This is a genomic window from Sphingobium sp. V4 (assembly GCF_029590555.1).
GTDB lineage: Bacteria > Pseudomonadota > Alphaproteobacteria > Sphingomonadales > Sphingomonadaceae > Sphingobium.
In genome coordinates this window covers 304,817-325,970 of sequence record NZ_CP081002.1, presented here as the reverse complement: position 1 = coordinate 325,970, position 21,154 = coordinate 304,817, and the positions used below count along the sequence as shown (strand labels likewise).

Genomic DNA, 21,154 nt, shown 5'->3' with positions numbered 1-21,154 from the left:
ATGGGCTTCGGCTGCTCGCGATGTTGCTGGCGCTGATCTTTGCACCCGTTGCGCTTGCGCAGAGCCAGTACCGGCTGCTGGTGCTCTCCATCCCCAACACATATCATTATGAATATATACCGGTGGCCCGCGACAGCCTGGAGCGGCTCGCCAAGTTGCACGCATTCGAATTCACCTGGGCCAACCGGACGGATGTGTTCGACGGCGATCTCAGTCAATATGCGGCGGTGATGTTCCTGAATACGCCGGGGGAGGAATTGAATCCGGCGCAGCGCAGAAAGTTCGAGGACTATATGCGCGCGGGCGGCAATGCGATCGTGGTGCATCGCGCCGCAATCACGCCCCCCGGCCAATGGACGTGGTACGAGACGATGGTTGGTCGCAGCTTCGTCATTCATCCGATGTTGCAGACCGGGGTGGTGACGGTGGCGGACAGAGGCTTCCCCGCCAGTTTCGGCGTGCCGGATCGCTGGATATGGAGCGACGAATATTATGTCCTTTCCAATCCTCATGATGTCCGCATCAATCCGGTGCTCAAGGTCGACGAGAGCAGCTATGATCCGACGAAGATCTGGCCTGGGCAAGTCTCCAGGCCGATGGGCAAGGATCATCCGGTGGCCTGGTATCATCATCATGAAAAAGGCCGGGTGTTCGTGACCACATTGGGGCATGATGTGGAGATGTATCGCGATCCGAACTATCTCGCCCATCTGATGGGCGGCATCTATTGGGCCGCGACGGGGCGGGGGCAGCAGCGCTGATAATCCCCTAACCCAGGCCCAGCAATTTTACCGCATTGTCCTTCATGATGAGGGGCAGCACCTCTTCGCGGAAGCCGGCTTCGCGGGCCGCGTCGATCCATTTTTCCGGGCGGATCAGCGGCCAGTCGGAGCCGAAGAGCATCTTGTGCTTCAACTGCGTGTTGGCATACTGGATCACCTGTTTCGGAAAATATTTGGGCGACCAGCCGGACAGGTCCATGAAGACATTGTCCTTGTGCAGCGCCATCGACAGGCTTTCGTCGGTCCAGGGCCAGCTGGGATGGGCGAGGATGATCTTCATGTCGGGGAAGTCGACCGCGACATCGTCCACCAATATGGGCTGACCATATTTCAACCGCACCCCGCCGCCGCCGCGCATTCCGGTGCCCATGCCCGAATGGCCGGTGTGGAAGATGGCGGGCAGTTTATATTCGGCGATCACTTCATAGATGGGATAGGCGACCCGGTCGGCCGGGTGGCAATCCTGCATGATGCCGTGGAACTTGAAGCCCTTGACGCCATAATTTTCGACCAGATCGCGGGCTTCACGCGCGCCGAACTTGCCCTTGCGCGGGTCGATCGACGCGAAGGGGATAACGATGTCGCTGTCGTTCGCAGCCAGTTCCGCCACTTCATAATTGCTGATCCGCTTGGCCCCGATCCCGCTTTCGCAATCGACGGTGAACAAGCAGAAGGCGATATTCTGCTGCCGGTAATAAGCGATCGTTTCAGGGATGGTCGGCCGCTTGCGATCCGCCTTGAAGTAAGCGGAGGCAGCATCGAAATATTTGGCCATCACCGGGTCTTCGGGATCATGGCACGACACTTCGGCATGGACATGGACGTCGATGGCGATGACTTTGCTCGGATCAACGGGCATTGGGTGTGCTTTCCAGTGTCTTGTCCTCATTGGCTCGGTGAATGACATAGGCGCGAATATCCTCGATCTCCTTGGCGGAGAAGATCGAGGCGAAGCTGACCATGCCATTATCCTTGAGCGCGCCGTCATGCACGATCATCTGCCATGTCGCCTTGTCGTTCAAGGTGGCGCTGTGGCGAAGGTCGGGGACGATGCTGCCCCCGACTGCCGCATCGCCATGACAAGTGCTGCAATAGCGGCCGAAGCGCGCCCCGCCCGCTGCGATCTCCGCCGCGCTGGCGGTGGAGGGCGGCGGGTCGAGCGGCATCTTCGCCAGCGGCGGAGCGGGGGGCAGGGCGGCCTTCCCGTCCAGCTTGAAAACCAGCAGGCGGCTGATATTGCGGCTGGGTCCGCTCTTGTCGGACAGGATGCCGGGCGCAAGCGCCCAGACTCCGCCCCAACCCGCCATCACCGCCACATATTGCTGCCCGTCCAGTTCATAGCTGATGGGCGCTGCAACGATGCCGGTCTGTGCCGGGAAGGACCAGAGTTTGCGGCCGTCCACGCTCGCATAGGCGTTGAAGTCGCCAGTCGCCGTCCCCTGAAAGACGAGGTCGCCGCCGGTCGCCAGCAGCCCCCCATTCCATGGCCCTTTGTAGGAGACGCGCCATTTTTCCTTCTGCGCGACCGGATCCCAGGCGATGAGCGCGCCCGTGGTCGCGTTCATCGCCGCCGCGCGCACGGCCTTGTCGGCCGGCATCGCGGCGGCCGCGATATCGACGCCGACATTGAAGCCCAGCTTGTTGGCCCTCCAGCCCTTTTCCGGGATATAGGGGAAGGCGGCGAGGTTGGCGGGAATGAAGACGGTCCGGCTCCTGGGATCGAAGGCCATCGGGTGCCAGCTATGCGCGCCGGTCGCGCCGGGGGAGCCGATGAAGGGCTTGCCGGTCCTGTAATAGCGGGCTTGCGGATTTTCGATCGGACGGCCGGTCTTCATGTCGATGCCGCTCGCCCAGTTGACCGGCACGAAATTCCTGGCCGACAGGAGCTTTCCGTTGGTACGGTCCAGCACATAGAAGAAGCCGTTCTTCGGCGCCTGCATGAGCACTTTGCGCTTGGCTCCGCCAATTTCCATGTCGGCGAGCATGATGTGCTGGGTGGCGGTGAAGTCCCAGCTGTCGCCGGGCGTGGTCTGGTAATGCCAGGCATATTCGCCAGTCTTCGCGTGGACCGCGACGATCGAGGACAGATAGAGATTGTCGCCCTTGCCCTCCGATCGGTAGGCCTGATTCCAGGGTGACCCATTGCCCACGCCGATGTAGAGCAGGTCCAGTTCAGGGTCATAGGCCATGGCGTCCCATACGGTGCCGCCACCACCCTGTTTCCACCATTCCCCATACCAGGTGGCGGCGGCTTTCTTGAGATAGTCCGGTTCCTTCTCGGTGCCGGGCTGTGCCGGGACGGTGTAGAATTTCCACTTTTCCTTGCCGCTATCCGCGTCATAGGCCGCGACATAGCCGCGCGCGCCGAATTCCGCGCCGCCATTGCCGATGACGACCAGGCCGTTCACCACCCGCGGCGCGCCGGTGATGGTATAGTTTTTCGTCTGGTCCAGCGTGACGACGCTCCAGACCGGCTTGCCGCTCTTGCGATTGATGGCGAGCAGTCGACCGTCGAGCGTGCCAACGAACAATTTGTCGCCCCATGCCGCGACGCCGCGATTGACCGCGTCGCAACAGGCCTTGACCAGGGTCTCGCGCGGCACTTCGGGGTCGTAGGACCAGAGCAATTTGCCGCTGCGCGCATCATAGGCCTTCACAATGCTCCAGGCGGTCGAAACATAGAGGGTACCGTCGATGAAGAGCGGTGTCGCCTCCTGCCCGCGATTGGTGTCCATGTCGGCCGACCAGGCGAGGCCAAGCTTGCCGATTGTAGCCTGATTGATCGCCGATAGCGGACTGAATCGCTGTTCGTCATAGGTGCGGCCGGTCGAGAGCCATTCGGCCGGCCTGGCGGCGATAATGCGTGCTGCGTCCACCGTTCCCGAACCCACGGCTTCGGTCTGGCTCGCGCCCTGCCCGCAGGCGGACAAAGCCAGGCTCGTTCCCAACAGCAGCGCAATCGCGACCCGCATCCTCTTCCTCTCCTTATGCGGTGCAGATGTTTGCATCCGTCACCTAATTGACCATCCGCGCGCCGGTCCACCACGCGGCGCGAAGGGCTTTCTTGTCCATCTTTCCGGCGGCGGTCCGGGGAATCGACGGGACGAAGGCGACGCTCTTGGGCGCCTTCACCCCGCCCAGCCGGGCCTTTGCATGGGCGATAATCTCTGTCTCCCCGATATTGTCGGCGACGACAATGGCGTGAACTGCCTCCCCCCATTTTTCATGGGGGATGCCGATGACCGCACATTCGCGCACCTGTGGCAGTTCGGTAAGGGCGGCTTCCACCTCCGCGGTGAAGACGTTGAATCCGCCGGACACGACCATGTCCTTCTTGCGGTCGACGATGTAGAGATAGCCGTCCGCGTCGCACCGAGCGATGTCGCCGGTATGATGCCAGCCATGGGTGCGGATTTCGGCTGTGGCCTGCGGCATCTCATAATATTCGCGCGAGACGAGGACGCCGCGGACCACCAGTTCGCCCGTCTCGCCATCGGGCAGGAGGTTGCCGTCCTCGTCCATGATGGCGACCGTCACGGGACGGGTCGGCCGGCCGCAACTTGCGAGTCGTTCGGGCCGGTCGCCGGCCGCTGCCGCGGCGACATCCTCAGGCGAAAGCCAGGTCACGATCATTGGCGATTCGACCTGACCATAGGCCTGGCAGAGGCAGGGACCGAAGAACTGAACCGCGCGGCGCAGTTTCTCCGGGGAAACGGGAGAGCCTACGAGGAGGAATATTTTCAACGACTTGGTATCGCTGTCCGGCAGTTCCGGCGCGTCGAGCAGGCTGTAGAGCGCAGTCGGGGGCATATAGACATGGGTGATGCCATGGCGTTCGATCGCGTCCAGAACGGCGGCCGCATCGAAGCCCGGCAGAATAACCTGCGCGGCGCCCAGAGACAGCGTCGCCAGCGCCACTGGCCCTGCGGCATGGGTGATCGGTGCGACAACGAGTGAGACTGGCGTGTCGGTCCTGCCATCCACCGCCGCCGCCAGCGTCTCGACCATCGTGCCCCAGCCCAGATTGGTGACGACCACCCCCTTGGACGGACCGGTGGTGCCGCCGGTGGGGAAGAGGCCGACGATATCGTCGGGCTTGCCGAACGGATCGGAAAAGTCGGGCAAGCTGTCAACGTCGCAGTTCGCGATGAACTGATCGAGCGAGGGATCGCCATCCTGCGCGCGGTCGAGGCAGACGAAACGGGAGAGGCTGGGCACCCGCGCCTTGAGCGCGGCCACATCCTTCGTCTGGCTGCTGTGATAGAAGAGCCAGCCGCAGCTGACATAGTCGAGATAGGCTGCATTGGCGTCGATCGCGTTGCGGGTATTGACCGGCACCCACTGGCCATTGGCGCGCCAGATCGCGAGCAGGGCGACCATCATGATTGCGCTGTTGGGGCCATAGAGTGCGATCGGCTGCTGATCGCGGAAACCCGCTGCATGGAGGGCGACGGCGATCCGCCGGGTCAGCGCCCCGACCTGGGCGAAGCTCAGCGTCTCGCCGCTTTCCGCGTCGATCAGGCAGGGGCGTTCGGGGTCACGATCATGGCCCCTGTCGAAATAGTCGATCGCGCGCATCGCATCAGCCCCAGCGGTTGATCTCCGGGCCGGGCGCCCAGATGGCTTCGGGGTTCGGGACGGTCGCGAGGTCGCGCGCCTGCCGCACGGAGGCGCGCGCGCGCAGGCGCATTTCCCAGGCGTCGGTCAGCGGAGCGGAGGCGAAGGCTTCGGGGACGAGAGGGCGCATTCCGGCGAGCCAGGCGAAGCTTTCAAGGTCGGCTATGGAAAAATCCCCTATCAGCCAGTCGCGTCCGTCGGCCAGTTGCGCTTCGATCTTTTCGACCGCCTGGGCGATCTTGGCCCGGCTGTCGGCCAATTGCGTGTCACTTGCCCTGCCTTCGACGGCGTCCTGCCAGCGCTCGGCGAGATCCGCGCTGGCGATCCCGACCGGGACCGCGCGCGGAGGCGCGGCAGCATTGCCCAGCGCGGCGGCGGCCGGGGCGACCCGTTCGATCACATAGCGGCACCAAGCCATCATCTGCCATCGAGCGTAGGGGTCGATGGGGCGGATGGGCGGGCCGTCTCCTGCCTCGTCCAGATAACAGGCGAGGAATACGCTGTCGGTCATGGCGACGTCGCCCACGATCAGCACCGGGCCTTCGCCCTCGATCGACTGGTCCACTTCGAGGGGATGGGGGAGGGCGGTGGAGTGTCGCTCACCCGCACGAAGGTCGATAGGGTGGAGGTCCAGATCGACGCCTTTCTCGAAAGCGGCGGCGAGGACAGTGAAGCTCGGGCCGTTGGGCTGGCCATGATAGAGGATGCCGGTCATGCAGGTTCGCTTTCGAGCAAGGAAATGCGGCGGGCGAGATCAGTGCGGCCGAGTGCCCAGCAGGCGCGGGTCGCCGGCCGCGCGTAAATGGCGCGCAGCCAGCGCATGATGTTGGGCGTGAGCTGGTCGTTGCAGAGCTGCGGCTGCGACAGGGGCATGGCATAAGCGAGGTTGAAGCCGTTGATGTCGGCCAGACTGTAGCTGTCCGACGCAAGCCATGGGCGCTGTCCCAAGGCATTTTCCAGATAGCCGATGCCGAGGGCGACGCGGCGCTGCGATTCCGCCATTTCCTCTGGCGAGAAGGCGCCGTTGATCGCCTTGCGCCAGGCGGTGCGCCGTTCGGGCATGGGTATGCGGTCGATTGCGGCTTCCAGTTCGGCCGCGTCTTTCTGCCGCACGGAGGGGCCGACGAACACGCTCCATCCGATCATCGAGAAGCTGGGCGCCAGCCACTGGTCGAGGAACTTCATCCACCAGCGCGCGCGCCACCGGTCGACCGGATCGGCCGGCATCAGGCTTGGGCCGTCGAACGCCTCGTCCACATATTCCATGATGGCGGTGGATTCGGTCAGAACCTTGACCCCATGCGTCATGGCGGGAATGGTGCCGAGCGGGTTGACCGCCAGATAGGCGGGCCTGTGCTGGTCGAAGTTGAGCAGGTCGAGATAATGGCTGTCGAAGGCGACGCCTTTCTCGAACAGGGCCAGCATCGGCTTCCCCGAATTGGCATTGGGTTCCCAATGATAAAGCGTGACGTCGGTCATGCCTGGTGCATCTCCATGAAGCGAACCGGGCGACGAGGCGCCGCCCGGCCGTGAAGTCAGAATTTCTTTTTCACCGTCACCGCCCATTCGCGCGGATTGCCGGGGCGGCCTTTGCGGACACCCGCGCCCGCACCACGCAGGTCGAAGACAGAGAGGAAATAATATTTGTCGAACAGGTTGGTGACTTCGAGCGAGACGTCGAGATCCTCGTCCGCATTGGCCCAGGTCAGCCGCGCATTGGCGAGAGTGTAAGCGGGAACGAAATTGAGGATACGGGCGCCGTTCACCACCGACCCGCCGCCGAACTTCTTGTCTTCATAGGTGACATCGAAGCGCGGTGTCAGGCTGCCGGCCTTGTCCAGGTCGATCTTGTATTGCGCGCCCAGGCTGAACTTCCATGGCGGCGACACTGGCGGATCGTCGGGGGACACACCGCCCGGATTGGTGGGATAGGCGGCGGCGGGATTGAGGCTGTCGCCTTTATACTTGAAGTCTAGATAGCTTATCGAGGCGTCGATCGCGAGGCCATCGACCGGATAGGCGGACAGTTCCGCCTCGAACCCCTTGACCCGTGCGTCACCAGCATTGAGGCGTGCGGCGCAAGGCGCGCCGGGGCAGGTCAGCACCGGAATCTGGATGTCGACATAGTCGTTGATGAAGGCCGCAGCATTGAAACGGACGCGGCGATTGAAGAAGTCGCTCTTGAAGCCGATTTCATAGGCGGTCAGCTTTTCCGGGCGGAAGGCGATGACCTGGCTGCTGTTGAAGGGGCGCGGGTTGCTGCCGCCGCCCTTGAAGCCGGTCGACACAGACCCGTAGACCATCAGGCTGTCGGTCAGGCGATAATCGGCCGCGACGCGATAGTCCCAGCGCTTGGCGCTGTAATGGGCAGTGAGGCCCGACAGCGCAGTGACCGTTTCGGCGATGTTGCCATTGCCATTATAGTCGAGCGTGTCCGCGCCGGAATAGCCGAGGCCATAGGTTGCGCCGACCGGGTCGAGGAAATGATTGACCGTGCCGTCATAATTCAGGCGATAATAGGTCTGATCCTTGCTCTCGCTCGTGTAGCGCACCCCCCCGCTCAGGGTCAGCCGGTCGATGGGTTTCCACGAGATGTGGGCAAACACCGCCTTCGCTTCGGCATCGGTCGGGTCGGGCTGGCGGAATTGCAGCGGATAGACCGGGACATAGCGGATGTCCTGGAGCGAATCATAGGTCGACTTCTGCTCGAAATAATAGGCGCCGACCGTGCCGTTAAGCGCTTCACCCAGTTCCGCGTTCAGCCGGACTTCCTGGCTGAAGCTCCAGTTTTCCAGATAGTTGCGGCCGAAGCCGATATTGGCGGGCGAGATGTCGTCGTCCGAATCGAACTGGGTGTTGAAACTCCGGTAGCCGGTAATCGAACTCAGCTGGAAAGCGTCGGACAGGGCATAGTTGATCTGTCCGGATACGCCCCAGCCCTTGTAGAGACTGCGATCGGTCCCCTGAGTGGCGGCGAGCGGCGTGCCGGCCGCGCCGAAGGGGTCGACCGGGATCGGCGGAGTCCAGGTGCCGGCGGGCTGGCCGGTGCCGATATAGTTGCAATAGCGGCCGCAGATGAAGCGATTGTCATAGGGGACGCCCGGCGCTGCGTTGGTGTTGGGCGAATTGACCGGGCTGGTTTCCAGCAGCACTTCGCCTGCAATCGTATGTTCGTCGCGCGTATAGTCGCCGATGATCGTGACATCGAGCTTGTCGCTCGGCTCCCAGAACAGGATGCCGCGGATGGCCTGATAGCCGACGCCGCCCAGCTTGCTGATCGTGCAATCGCCGGCGGGCTGGGTCGAGGCGATACCGCTGCCCGGATTGGCGCAGCCATAGTCGATGCGGTCAACGAAACCGTCCTGCTGCTTGGCGACCCCCGAGATTCGCACGGCGAGCGTGTCGGTGATTCCGAAATCGGCGGCCGCGCGAATACCGATGCGATTGCGGATGCCGTAATTCACCTCGACGAAGCCGCCGCCATCGCCCGATGGCCGCTTGGAATAGAGCTTGATCGCGCCGCCTTCGGCATTGCGGCCGGCAAGCGTACCCTGCGGGCCACGCAATATTTCGACCCGGTCGAGGTCGAGCAGTTCGAACACCGCGCCGGTCAACTGCGGATAATAGACGTCGTCGATATAGATGCCGACGCCCGGTTCATAGGCGGGGTTGAAGTCGTTTTGCCCCACGCCCCGGATGGAGGCGGTGATCGACGGGCCGAAGGAGGCGCCTTGCGGTTTCAAGGAGACGTTGGGCGCTGCATCGGCCATCTGCGCCAGGTTGGTCTGGCTCTTCGCCTCCAGCTCCGCCGCGTTGACCGCCGTGATCGAGATCGGGGTGTCCTGCAACCGCTGCGCGCGGAACTGGGCGGTGACGACGATGTCGGCGACGGTGCCCGCGGGCAGTGTGTCCTGTTCGGCCGCCTGCGGCGCGGGCGGGAGCGGCTGGGACTGCGCCAGCGCACTCGCCGGGGTGGTGATCGCAGCTATCGAAGCGGACGCCAACAGGGCGCGCGCCATCATTGCACGAAGATCGTGTTGCATGGGAAATCCCCTCTCCTAGACCGGCTTCAGATCCGCCCTGACCAGACGTGATCCGCCGTGAACGCCTTCCGTGATATTGTTAGTAAGGCATACAATTTTTATCGATGCAAGAGGCCGAATGCCCCTGCAGCCATGATAATGGAAATATTTGCCGATATTGGGAGAGGGCAAATAATATCGGTATTTCCGTTGGTAGTAGTGGAAGTAACAGGATCGAACCACTTGCTCGGTTCGACGGAAGGATCAAACGTAGACGCGACGCAATAGTTCGACCAGCATTGCCGTTTCCGCTGGCGTGAATCGCGCCTTCAGCCATTTCTCGTGCTCGGCGATGCAGGCACGCGCCTGTTCCAGCGAGGCGTGCCCGGCGTCAGTGAGGCTGAGCGTCTGGCGGCGGCGGTCCTGCGTCGACGCGCCCCGCTGAACGAAGCCACGGTCCTGCATCCGGTTGACGATCGCCATGACACTGGCCCTGTCCATCTTCAGGCGGCGGCCGATATCGGCCTGCGCGATACCGGGTTGGTCCTCGATCAGCCAGAGTACGGCCACCTGCTTCTGCGTCAGGCCCAGGTCGCTGAACGTATCGGTGAAATGCTGGTAGACGGCCGCGCTCGCCAGCCGGATGTGGAAACCGACAAGACCGTCAATGCCGCTGAGACGAGGATCGGGAAAGAGGCCGAGCGGCTCCATAGCGTCCATGGTATTCATTGTAACAGTGTGCGGACTAAATAGTTTCGCGTCAATCCTGCGGCTTGAAAAATTGTCAGTGTCACATACAATATCTCTGACCAAGAAGCAGGGAGAGGATCAGCCGTGGCGCATTTTCCGGACACACCGTCCTTCACGGGTTTCAACACGCCGTCGCGGATTGAGGGCGACGTTGCCGACCTGGACGTGGAAGGCGCGGTGCCGCGCGAACTGGACGGCGCTTTCTACCGGGTGCAGCCCGATCCGCAGTTTCCGCCCCTGCTCGGCGACGACATCGCCTTCAATGGCGACGGGATGATTTCCATGTTTCGTTTCCGGGATGGCAAGGTGGATCTGCGCCAGCGCTGGGCGAAGACCGACAAGTGGAGGCTGGAACATGAGGCGGGGCGCGCGCTGTTCGGCGCCTATCGCAATCCGCTGACTGACGACGAGTCGGTCAGCGGCAGGATACGTGGCACTGCCAATACCACAGCCCTCGTCCATGGCGGGCGGCTTTATGCGCTGAAGGAGGACAGCCCGGCACTGGTGATGGACCCGGCAACGCTGGAAACCGACGGCTATACCCGCTTTGACGGCAAGATGACCGGCCAGACCTTTACCGCCCACCCCAAGATCGATCCCGCAACCGGCGACATGATCGCTTTCGGCTATGCGGCCAAGGGGCTGCTGACGCGCGACATGACCTATTATGAGGTCGCTCCCGACGGGACGCTCAAGCGCGAGCTATGGTTCGAACTGCCCTATTATGCGATGATGCACGACTTTGCGATCACGCCGGATTATGCGCTGTTCCATGTCGTGCCGAGCACATCCAGTTGGGACCGGCTGGAGCAGGGGTTGCCGCATTTCGGCTTCGACACGACGCTGCCGGTCTACCTTGGCGTGCTGCCGCGTCGGGCCGATGCGACGGGGAGCGACATACGCTGGTTCAAGCGCGACAATTGCTTCGCCAGCCATGTCATGAACGCCTTTCAGGAGGGGACGAAAATCCATTTCGACACGCCCGAGGCGAAGAACAACATGTTCCCCTTCTTCCCGGACATCCATGGCGCTCCGTTCAATCCCCAGGAGGCAGCGAGCTTCCTGACGCGCTGGACGATCGACATGGCGTCCAACGGGGAGGATTTTGCGGCGGTACGGCGACTGACCGACATGATGGGCGAGTTTCCCCGCATCGACGATCGCTATACCGGCCTGCCCTATCGCTATGGCTGGATGCTGGTGATCGATCCGACCAAGCCGGTGGAATTGAAGGGCGGCAGTCCGTCCGGGATGTTGATGAACACGCTGGGCCTGATCGACCATCGGACCGGCGAGGAGCAGAAATGGTGGTGCGGGCCGGTTTCCTCTTTGCAGGAGCCCTGCTTCATTCCGCGCAGCGCGGACGCGCCGGAAGGCGATGGCTGGATCGTCCAGCTTTGCAACCGGCTTGAGGAGCATCGCAGCGACCTGCTGCTGTTCGATGCGCTGGACATCGCCAAGGGACCGATTGCGGAGGTGCGAGTGCCGATCCGCTTGCGCTTCGGGCTGCACGGCAATTGGGCGACAGCGGAGCAGATCGGCCTGTCGTCCTGACGGTCAGACGGCCTCCCCCGCCGTTCGCGCGCGGGGGAGCAGCCTTTCATGGTCCCGCTCGACGCGCAGCAGCAGCAGCAGCAACAGCAGTATCAGGGGCGGCGCGACCCAATTGATCGACAGGATCGCCCCGCCGAGGTCGCCGCCCCGCGCATCGCTTATCATGCCCACCGCATAGGGACCGATGCCGAGGCCGAATATGGTCGAAACGACGATGTAGAGGCTGACCGTCAGCCCGCGCATCCGTGGCAGCACCTGTTCGAACAGGACGGCATAGAGCGGCGGCATCCACATGGTCAGCACCAGGCTGTAGAGGGTGAAGCGCAGGTAGAAGTCGCCGGCTTCGGGCGCCCGATAGACCCAGAGCGCCAGGCAGGGCGACAGCCCCATGGCGAACAGCGCCACCCAAACGCGGCGCGACAGGCGGTTCGCGCCGATCCGGTCGGACAATGGCCCGGCGATCAGAGGCCCGACGACGCCGAGCGCGGCGGACAGCAGCCCGAATTGCAAACCGGTGTCGGCAGGCGAGAGGCCGTAGCTATTCATCAGGAAGGACGGGGTAAAGCCCATCACTCCATAATTGATGACGCTCTGGAGTGCGCCCGCCGCGATGCAGAGCAGCAGCGAGGGATTGCGGGTGATGAGCGCGAAGGCGACCGGATCGCGGCCTTTGAGATTTTGCAGCAGGTTGGCAATGACGAAGGCGCCAAAGCCGATCACGCTCCATTGCACGACATGGGGGCTGATCGACACGCTGCCAAGAAGCAGAGGCGGACGGGGCGAGAAGGCTTCGGCCCAGCCGATCGCCAGCAGCATCGCGACGATGATCAGAGCCAGCAGGCCGATGTTCAGCGCCCAGTCCCGCGTCGTCGCCCGCATTCGCGCCAGGCTGAGCCAGTGAAAGCCGGGCGTCACCGCGCCCAGCACGTCCAAGCTGGCGCGGAAGGGATGGGGATCGTGGGCGGTCGGAATGCCGTCCATTGCGCCGCGCTGCGGTTCGGGCAGCCGGCTCATCAGGACGGCAATGAGGAAGCCAGGCGTCGCGGCCACAGCAAAGGCGAATTGCCAGCCTTTCAGACTTAGCGGCGCGGCGCCCGCGGCATAGCGCGCGTCCCACCATTGCGCCGCCATACCGCCGATGATGAGCGACCCGCCCAGCCCAATGGCGATCGCCGCGGCCATCACCGCCATCACCATGCCGCGCTTCTCGCGGGGGAAATAATCGTAGGTAAGGCTGGTGCCTGCAGGCTGCGACGCCGCCTCGCCGATGCCGACGCACAGGCGTGAGAGCATCAGGGTGAAGAAGCCGGTGGCCAAGGCTGCGCCCCCGGTGGCGAGCGACCAGAAGCCGATGGTGATCGCCAGCAGCTTCGTGCGTATCCAACCGTCCGCCAGCCGCCCCAAGGGCAGCGAAAACAGCGCGTAGAAGAGCGCGAAGACGGTGCCGTAGAGCAGCCCCATTTCCGCGTCGCCGATCTTGAGGTCCGCCTTGATCGCGGGGGCCAGGATGGCCAGGATATTGCGGTCGAGCAGGCTGACCAGGTTGGTTCCGGCCACCAGCGCCAGTGCATAATAGGCCGTGGCGCGCGAAGGGGGCGCTGCGGTCACAGGTTGAACACACGCTCGGCATTGGCCTGCATCAGCTTGCGCTTGGCTTCGTCGGTAATGTCCAGCAGATCGTGGGTCCGCACCTCGTCCGCCACATATTCATAGGGATAGTCCATCGCATACATGACCCGGTCCTCGCCCAGCACCTGCTGCGCGAATTGGATCGCCGGTGCCCATGCCATGCCGCTGGTGGTCACGCAGACATTCGACCGCATATAATCGTGGATGCTTTTCTTGAGCGGCTTCATCCGCTCATAGCGCTGCGACCGCACGCCCGCCTGGTGCATATAGTCAAGGCGATAGAGCCAATAGGGCAAGGCTTCGCCCATATGGCCGACGACGATCTGCAAGTCGGGATAGCGATCAAAAATGCCAATGGTGATGAGCCGCAACAGGTGCATCCCCGTCTCGACGCCAAAGCCGAAGATCGCGCCGTCCAGCCCCGCGTCCAGCATCGGCCCGATCATCGCGTCGGGCGGGGTGGACGGGTGGATGTAAAGCGGCTGGCCGGTATCGGCGAGGGCGCGGAAAATCGGGTCGAACTTGGCATCGTCCAGATATTCGCCTTGGGTGTGGCTGTTGACCATCACTCCCTTGAAGCCGAGTTCGCCCGCGCCGCGCCGGATTTCGGCGGCGGACCAGTCCGGGTCTTGCGGCGCGATCGACGTCATGCCGACGAAGCGGGTGGGATGGGCGGCGCAGCGATCGGCGAGATGATTGTTGGCGCGGGCCACCATCGCCTTGGCCTCATCCGTGTCGAGTAGCGGCTGCACCCCCGGCGAAGTCAACGACAGGATCGCCACGTCGATGCCGGTCGCATCCATGTCCGCCAGCCGGCGGCCGCCCAGGTCGAGCAGCCGGTCAATTATCTGGGTGGCGCGCTCGGACGGCGACTGGGCATAGAAGCCCCAGAGCGACACCATGCCCCGGTCGGCGGTTCCATCGCGCACCATGCGGAGATAGGCGTCGATCTGCTCGCGCGTGGCGAAGGCTTCTTCAGTGGCAATGCGCAGATAGCCGCGGTCGCCGCCGGTCTTGAGTTCATGGCGCATCGCTTATCCTTCATGGATGGCTTTGGTGACGAGGCAGGCGTCGATCCCTTCCGGGCCGTCCTCCGCGCCGTGGCCCGACCATTTGACCCCGCCGAACGGTGAATCCGACCCGCCGATCATCGCTGTGTTGATGCCGACCATCCCGGCCTCGACTGCCCGCGCGATGCGGCGTTGCCGTGCGGCGTCACTGGTCCAGGCATAAGCGGCCAGGCCATAGGGCAGGCGATTGGCCTCCGCGATCATCGCGGATTCATCAGCATAGGCGTTGATGAGCGCGACGGGACCGAACGGCTCCTCGTTCATGATGGCGGCGTTCAGCGGCGTGCACGATAGCACGGTGGGGGCAAAGAAATAGCCCGCATTGCCGATCCGTTCGCCACCCGCCTCCAGCTTGGCGCCCTTGGCCACCGCGTCGCCGATCAGCCGGTCCATCGCGTCCAGCCGCCGCGCATTCGCCATCGGTCCCATGATGCTGGCAGCGTCCGATCCGTCGCCGACCGTTACCTTCTTCGCCCGCTCGACAAAGCCCGCAAGAAAGCGATCATGCACGCCCGTTTCCACGATGAAGCGGGTGGGCGACACGCATACCTGCCCGGCATTTCGATATTTGCCCGCCACCACCGTATCGAGCGCCCGCTCGATGTCGGCATCGGCGAAGACCAGCACCGGGCCATGGCCGCCCAGTTCCATGGTCGTGCGCTTGCAATCCTCCGCCGCCAGCTTCGCCAGATGCTTGCCGACGACGGTGGAGCCGGTAAAGCTCATCTTGCGGATGATGGGCGAGCCGAGCAGGTGGCGCGACACCTCGTCGGGCACGCCGAACACCGCCTGCGCGACGCCGCGGGGAAGGCCCGCGTCGAGCAGGCATTGGAGAACCCCCAGCGCGGATGCTGGGGTTTCCTCCGCCGCCTTCAATATGACCGAACATCCCGCCGCGATCGGCGCGCCCAGCTTGCGGCCGGGATTGCCGAGCGGGAAATTCCAGGGCGCAAAGGCTGCGACCGGGCCGACCGGCTCCTTAGTCACGGTCGATCGCTGCCCGGCCGGACGCACCAGCGCCCGGCCGTAGAGGCGGAAGACTTCGCCCGCGTAGAAATTGAACAGGCCGACATTCATCATCACTTCGATGCGCGCTTCGGCCAGCGTCTTGCCCTGTTCCAGCGTGGCGATGCGGGCCAGTTCCTCCTGCCGCTCGACCATCAGCCGGGCCGCGCCTTGCAGCACGGCCGCCCGCTCATGGGGCGTTGAATCGCGCCAACGGTGGAAGCCGCGCTGCGCCGCCGCCAGCGCCGCATCCAGATCCGCCGCATCGGCCAGCGGCAGGTCGGCGATCGCCTCGCCGGTGGCGGGGTTGACGACCTTATGGGTGCGTCGCCCGCCGCCCGACAGCCGCTGGCCATCGATCATAAGATAAAGGTCGGGATAGGCCATGGGGTCAGGCGCTCACGGCTTCGCGCGCCGCGCGTTCGCGGTCGATATCGCCCTGCCAACGTTCGGCGACGATTTCCTTGCCCGTTACCGGATGGACCATGTGGAACGGCACCATTTTGTGCGTCGGCCACAACCAATGATCTTCGATCAGCGCATCGGGGCCGGTCGGGTCTTCGGGCCAAGTGATCTTGGGGAAGGGCACATATTCGGCGGGCGTGTTCGCCCAGCCCTTGTCGAAATCGGCGTGCCATTGCGGCATGTAGTTCAATATCTCGATGCGCCAGATGCCGTCCACCTTCTTGTAGGTATTTTCGTAGATGCCGCCTTCCCACCACTGGCGCGCGCCGAGCATCGGGTTGGTAGGATCGGCATAATCCTTGTGCCGCCCCGCCTGCATCATCGACCGCGCGCGGGCATGGGCGGTGATGCCATCAGGATCGATATCGACAATGTCCTGCAACTGCGGATGGTCGAGCAGGAAGCCGTCGATCGGTCCGTTGGTGCCATGGGTGAAGCGCGCCTGGAAGCGCTCGACATAGAGACGGCGGATGCCCGCCTTGCCGCGCCAGACGCCCCCGAAAAAGCGGACTTCGCCGTCGTCGGTAAACAGATCGACTGTTTCGTTATAGAGGCATTTGTCGATCAGATAGCCGTAGAGATGCTGGAGCTTTCGCACATCCAGCTCATCCTCGCGCCGTTGCAGACGAGTCGCGAGGTCAGCGACCGACTGTTCCAGGCGGGCGATGCGGTCGGCGTCGGACATGATATTCTCTCCTATTATTGTATGTAATACTTACGAATTACGCGACTTCGGCGGCCAGCCGCTCCACTTCCTCGCGATAGGGGCGGATGGCGCGGACCATGCAGAGGGTGGCGATCGGCAGAAGCACGCCGGCCGTCAGAACCAGCGACTTCCACAGTTGGCTGGGGTCGCCGATGACATAATCCTGCACCAGCCCGACCAGGAAGCTGCCCATCGCCCCGAAAAAGGTGAACATGAACAGGTAGATGGCCGTCACCTGGCCGCGCATGGCGTTGGGGGCGACGCGCTGGATGGCCGCGTTCTGCGGCACTGCGCCGGCAATGCCGAACATCGCGCCGAAGCTGGCGACGCCCAGCGAGGCATAGCCATTGGGCATCAGCGGGGCGAGGATGGCGCATATCGTCACACAGCCGAAGAAGATCGCGGCGGCGCGCACATTGGCATCGGCATGACGCTTGGCCAGCCATTCGACGAAGATGCCGCCCAGCAGCAACCCGGTCAGAGAGGCGAGCAGCGTCATGCTCCCCATGACAGCGCCGATTTGTGCCTCGTTCCAGCCATAGGTGCGGATCATGAAGGGAACGCGCCAGAATTGCAGGCCGAACACCTCGATCGCGCTCAGCGCGAGGCCTGCGAACAGCGGATAATAAACACGACGCTTGGCATGGATCGCCCGGGCGGCGTCCAGCCCGGTGAAGGTCAGGATGCGGCGGCCCAGCGATGCGTCAGCCGGCGGCGTGATGCTTCCGACCGGGGGCGTTTGGCGCGGTGGCTCCCTGATCGTCAGGAACAGCAGCGCGACCAGCAGGGCCGGCAGCCCCAGCCAGATCATCAGCCATTGCCAGCCCAATATGGTCAGGCCCCCGTGCTCGGTTGGCGCCCACCCCGCCGCCGTCGCGATCAGAAGCCCGCCGATTGCCGGCCCCAGCGTCGTGCCGCCAATGAAGCCGAATTGCAGCAGCGCAAAGGCGCGGGTGAGGATGCGGGGCGGAAAGGCGTCGGCCAGCAGAGAGTAGGAGGAAGGCGCATGGGCCGATCCCCCCGCCGCCAGGAAGACCCGGGTTCCGACGAACTGGCCGAAGGTCTGGGCGATGCCGCCGAGCGATGTGATGACGCCCAGCGCTGCGCACCCGCCTGCCAGAACATATTTGCGCGGAAAGATGTCCGCCAGGCGCGCCAGCGGGATGCCGACGAACAGATAGCAGATGATGCTGGCCGGACCGGCCAGGAAGCCAAGCTGCGAATCCGACAGTCCGAAATCCGCCTTGATCCGCTCCGCCAGCATGGCGAAGACGACCTGCTCGAAGAAGGTGATGAACGTGGCAAGGATGATGACGAACAGCGCCCAATAGGCGGCAGTCATCGAATAGGGTTGCAATCCCGGTCGGGCTGGATCCGGGGATGTCGTCTCATCCTCGTTCCACGGATTGTCGGTCGCAATAGGCGCGGGCGCCAGGGCCATGACCATCTCCTCTCCACTTCCCCCTTTGTTCACAGGGGTGAAATTTCGGCTTGGCGAATTTGTAAGTGAACTATACGAATATGGCGAGAGAAAAATGCACGCTCGTTATAAAGATGCGACGAAGGAGAATGGGATGCTGGAATTTGCAGGCCGCACAGCCTTTGTGACCGGCGGCGCGAACGGGATCGGCCTGGGCCTTGCGTGCGCCCTGCTGGCGCAAGGGTGCAAGGTCGCGATCGCCGACATTCGCGAGGATGCGCTGGCCGCCGCGCTCAAGACGCTCGACAATCAGGCGGTCACAGCTGTCCATGTCGACGTCGCGTCCCGCGCCGGCTTCGCGCAGGCAGCCGACCGGGCGGAAGCGGCGCTGGGACCGGTCAGCCTGCTGTTCAACAATGCCGGTATCAACCTGTTCCAGACCATCGACGAGTCCAGCTATGATGATTGGGACTGGGTCATGGGGGTCAATCTGCACGGCGTCATCAATGGTATCATGACCTTTGCGCCGCGCATGAAAGAGGCGGGGCTTGGCGGCCATATCGTCAACACCGCATCGATGGCGAGTTTCCTGTGCGGCGGTGCGCCAGGCATCTACAACACCACAAAATTCGCGGTGCGTGGCATGAGCGAATCCCTGCGCTACAGCCTGGCGCCGCACGGCATCGGCGTTTCGGTACTTTGCCCAGGTCTGGTTAAGAGCCATATCTACGCCAGCGACGAAGTCCGCCCGACGGGCCTCAGCGCCGATGCCAAGCCCGTGGACGGGGCAGCGGTCGAGCGGCTGGCCCAACTGCACCAGTTCGGCATGGAACCGGACGTCATCGCCGCGCGGACGCTGGCGGCGATGCGGGAAAACCGCTTCCACATCTTCCCGCATCCCGAATTTCGCGACGAACTCGCAACAGTGTTCGAAGAGATACTGGCGGATTTTCGGGACTATCCGCAGGATGTCGGTTTCGACCAGCGCGTCGGCTTCGAAAAGATGCGGCGGGAGAGCTACGCCAGGGCGCGGCAGGCAGCGCGCGAACGGGCTTAGGAGGCGAACAGGTCTCCCTGGCGCGGCCGGGGCGCCGCGGGCCGTTGCGCGGCAGGCGGTGCGCCGACCAGCGCCCGGGCACGCCCGGTCAGCGTATAGACAGCCTGGCGCTGCGCCCCGCGATTGAGATGATCGACGCGGAAGCCCTGATAATGGCGCTTGAGCAGGCCCGCCTTCACCAGTTCAGAGGCCGCGCGGCTGAGATTGGTCTTGCCCGATGCCCGTACCCGCGCCCGCACATCATCCTGCACCTGCGCGTCATCCGCTGCCATGTCGCCGGACAGTTTCCCGGCTTTACGCAGTTCCTCCCGCACCCGCTCCACCAGCGCCATGCGGCGCGGGTCGCGATGGCCCATCGGCGTCAGCGCGTCGCACAGCCAGTCGCGCAACGGGATGAGGGCGTCACCCACCCGCACGGACGGACCGGCGCTGCCGTCGGGGCGGGCGACATCGGCAATCAGCGTCAGCAACATGAACGCGTAACGGGGCCGTGAGCAGCAATGCGACAACTGGTCGAGAAGCAGCGAAATATCGCTGCCGCCAGCAATGCGAGAGGGGACGGAGCCATGAAACATAAGGTGAATCAAGCACAGTGCGGACTCCTTGTGAATCCGCTTTTTTGGCCGAGTCGCACTTTTGTCGGCTGTGACACTTTGCCCTCCGGTAAAGTGTCATGTCGGAAACTTTACCGGAGGCGAGGCCCGCCGGTGTGCCAATGCAAAAGGCGGCACCTTGAGGAGGCCGCCTTCTGCATCTGCCAGATAAGGAGGAAGCGGCCTCCGCCTTGTCAGACGGTGACGCGTTCCAGCCGGGGGGAAAGCAGGTGAACTGCGGCCAGCGCAATGAAATAGGCGCTTCCAGCTACTGCGAAGAGCGGCGTGTAACTGCCAATACCATCAAGGATATAGCCGGCATATTTGGCCATCGCCATGCCGCCGACCGCGCCCATCGTGCCGCCGATGCCGACCACCGAACCCACAGCGCCCCGCGGGAAGATGTCCGAGGGGAGGGTATAGAGATTGGCCGAAAAGGCCTGATGCGCAGCGGTGGCTATGCCGATCACGAGCACGGCGAGCCACAGATTGTCGATTTCCTGCGCGAAGAAGATCGGCACCACCGCGAAGGCGCAGATCAGCATCGTCAACTTGCGCGCGGCGTTGACGCTCTTCCCGGCTTTCATGAGTCGGCTCGACAGCCACCCGCCGAAGATGCTGCCACCGTCCGAGAGGAGGTAGATCGCCACCAGCGGTGGCCCGAAGCTGACCAGGTCGAGACCGTAGCGGGTCCCGAGATAGCCGGGCAGCCAGAAGAGGAAAAACCACCAGATCGGGTCGATGCAGAACTTGCCGATCGCATAGGCCCAGGTTTCCTTTACCGTGGCGATGCGGCCCCACCCGATCTTCTGCACCGGGTCGGCGGGATCCTGTTGGATATAGGCGAGTTCGTCGGCCGAAACCTTGGGATGTTCCTCCGGCCGGCGATAGATGGCGAGCCAGGCGATCAGCCAGACGATGCCGAAAATGCCTGTGGCATAGAAAGCGACGCGCCAGCCATAAGCCACCGTCAACCAGGGGACGAGAAGCGGCGTCACGATCGCGCCGACATTGGCACCGGCGTTGAACAGGCCGATAGCGAAGGCGCGCTCCTTCTGCGGGAACCATTCGGCAACGGCCTTGATGCCTGCGGGGAAATTGCCGGATTCACCGACGCCGAGCCCGAAGCGGGCCATTGCGAACTGGGTCACGCCATGGACACCGCCATGCGCCATATGCGCGATCGTCCAGATCACGACCGCCACGGCATAGCCCATTCGCGCGCCAATCACGTCGACGATGCGGCCAAAGCCCAGATAGCCGACCGCATAGGCGGCCTGGAACCAGAAGACGATATTGGCATAATCGGTTTCCGACCAGGCCATTTCCTGGGCCAGCGTCGGTTTCAGCACGCCGATCATCTGCCGGTCGACATAGTTGATCGCGGTAGCCGCGAACAGCAGGCCGACTATCACCCAGCGATAGCGCCCGACCTGCGGCGCCTGCTTAGCAACTTCCTTCATCATCCTGCTCCGTTTCTGAAA

The 21,154-nt window shown here is 63.6% G+C and carries 17 protein-coding genes; 3 read left to right on the top strand and 14 right to left on the bottom strand.

Annotated features, from left to right (window positions below):
• Window positions 1–20 precede the first annotated feature (20 nt).
• Window positions 21–761: a ThuA domain-containing protein gene (locus tag K3M67_RS17160; RefSeq protein ID WP_443018174.1), complete on the top strand. Its 741-nt coding sequence runs from the start codon at window positions 21–23 to the stop codon at window positions 759–761.
• Window positions 762–768: 7 nt separating this feature from the next.
• Here the strand turns inward: K3M67_RS17160 and K3M67_RS17155 are convergent, their stop codons facing one another.
• The 7 genes from K3M67_RS17155 to K3M67_RS17125 all read right to left on the bottom strand — a co-directional run bounded on the left by K3M67_RS17155 (window position 769) and on the right by K3M67_RS17125 (window position 10,141).
• The gene (locus K3M67_RS17155; RefSeq protein ID WP_285833553.1) at window positions 769–1,641 is read right to left on the bottom strand and encodes an amidohydrolase family protein; all 873 of its coding nucleotides are present in this window, start codon (window positions 1,639–1,641) and stop codon (window positions 769–771) included.
• Window positions 1,631–3,754, bottom strand: coding sequence for a PQQ-dependent dehydrogenase, methanol/ethanol family (locus tag K3M67_RS17150; protein WP_285833552.1), 2,124 nt, complete (start codon window positions 3,752–3,754; stop codon window positions 1,631–1,633). Before K3M67_RS17150 ends, K3M67_RS17155 begins: the two co-directional genes overlap by 11 nt.
• 43 nt (window positions 3,755–3,797) lie before the next feature.
• Window positions 3,798–5,360: an AMP-binding protein gene (locus tag K3M67_RS17145; protein WP_285833551.1), complete on the bottom strand. Its 1,563-nt coding sequence runs from the start codon at window positions 5,358–5,360 to the stop codon at window positions 3,798–3,800.
• Between the two features lie 4 nt (window positions 5,361–5,364).
• Window positions 5,365–6,114, bottom strand: a complete 750-nt coding sequence (locus K3M67_RS17140) for a glutathione S-transferase family protein (protein WP_285833550.1) — start codon at window positions 6,112–6,114, stop codon at window positions 5,365–5,367.
• Window positions 6,111–6,878 (bottom strand): glutathione S-transferase family protein, encoded by a 768-nt coding sequence (locus K3M67_RS17135; RefSeq protein WP_066863138.1) that lies wholly within the window; start codon window positions 6,876–6,878, stop codon window positions 6,111–6,113. The genes K3M67_RS17140 and K3M67_RS17135 overlap by 4 nt, the downstream gene beginning before the upstream one ends.
• 56 nt (window positions 6,879–6,934) lie before the next feature.
• Window positions 6,935–9,442, bottom strand: coding sequence for a TonB-dependent receptor (locus K3M67_RS17130; protein WP_285833549.1), 2,508 nt, complete (start codon window positions 9,440–9,442; stop codon window positions 6,935–6,937).
• Window positions 9,443–9,685: 243 nt separating this feature from the next.
• Window positions 9,686–10,141, bottom strand: a complete 456-nt coding sequence (locus K3M67_RS17125) for a Saro_0803 family transcriptional regulator (protein ID WP_232313875.1) — start codon at window positions 10,139–10,141, stop codon at window positions 9,686–9,688.
• A gap of 114 nt (window positions 10,142–10,255) precedes the next feature.
• On the opposite strand from K3M67_RS17125, the gene K3M67_RS17120 reads away from it, so the two are divergent.
• Window positions 10,256–11,725 carry a lignostilbene-alpha,beta-dioxygenase gene (locus K3M67_RS17120; protein ID WP_285833548.1) on the top strand — a complete coding sequence of 490 codons (1,470 nt, stop codon included), beginning with the start codon at window positions 10,256–10,258 and terminating at the stop codon, window positions 11,723–11,725.
• A gap of 3 nt (window positions 11,726–11,728) precedes the next feature.
• Here the strand turns inward: K3M67_RS17120 and K3M67_RS17115 are convergent, their stop codons facing one another.
• From K3M67_RS17115 to K3M67_RS17095, 5 genes are read right to left on the bottom strand one after another with little or no spacing between them, the layout of a single operon-like run.
• Window positions 11,729–13,333, bottom strand: a complete 1,605-nt coding sequence (locus K3M67_RS17115) for an MFS transporter (protein ID WP_285833547.1) — start codon at window positions 13,331–13,333, stop codon at window positions 11,729–11,731.
• A complete protein-coding gene (locus K3M67_RS17110; protein WP_285833546.1) occupies window positions 13,330–14,385 on the bottom strand; it encodes an amidohydrolase family protein in 1,056 nt (351 codons plus the stop codon). Before K3M67_RS17110 ends, K3M67_RS17115 begins: the two co-directional genes overlap by 4 nt.
• Before the next feature lie 3 nt (window positions 14,386–14,388).
• Entirely contained in the window at window positions 14,389–15,816 is a 1,428-nt protein-coding gene (locus tag K3M67_RS17105; RefSeq protein ID WP_285833545.1) for an NAD-dependent succinate-semialdehyde dehydrogenase, read from the bottom strand.
• Between the two features lie 4 nt (window positions 15,817–15,820).
• Entirely contained in the window at window positions 15,821–16,579 is a 759-nt protein-coding gene (locus K3M67_RS17100; protein WP_066863120.1) for a nuclear transport factor 2 family protein, read from the bottom strand.
• A 37-nt stretch (window positions 16,580–16,616) separates the two neighbouring features.
• Window positions 16,617–18,041, bottom strand: a complete 1,425-nt coding sequence (locus K3M67_RS17095; RefSeq protein ID WP_285833544.1) for an MFS transporter — start codon at window positions 18,039–18,041, stop codon at window positions 16,617–16,619.
• Between the two features lie 133 nt (window positions 18,042–18,174).
• Here K3M67_RS17095 and K3M67_RS17090 point away from each other — a divergent pair, with 133 nt between their 5' ends.
• Window positions 18,175–19,077, top strand: a complete 903-nt coding sequence (locus K3M67_RS17090; RefSeq protein ID WP_285833543.1) for an SDR family NAD(P)-dependent oxidoreductase — start codon at window positions 18,175–18,177, stop codon at window positions 19,075–19,077.
• On the opposite strand, the gene K3M67_RS17085 is transcribed toward K3M67_RS17090, so the two are convergent.
• Entirely contained in the window at window positions 19,074–19,652 is a 579-nt protein-coding gene (locus tag K3M67_RS17085) for a hypothetical protein (RefSeq protein ID WP_066863115.1), read from the bottom strand. The two genes, K3M67_RS17090 and K3M67_RS17085, sit on opposite strands and share 4 nt — an antisense overlap.
• 212 nt (window positions 19,653–19,864) lie before the next feature.
• Window positions 19,865–21,133, bottom strand: coding sequence for an MFS transporter (locus K3M67_RS17080; protein ID WP_198162992.1), 1,269 nt, complete (start codon window positions 21,131–21,133; stop codon window positions 19,865–19,867).
• Window positions 21,134–21,154: the final 21 nt, after the last annotated feature.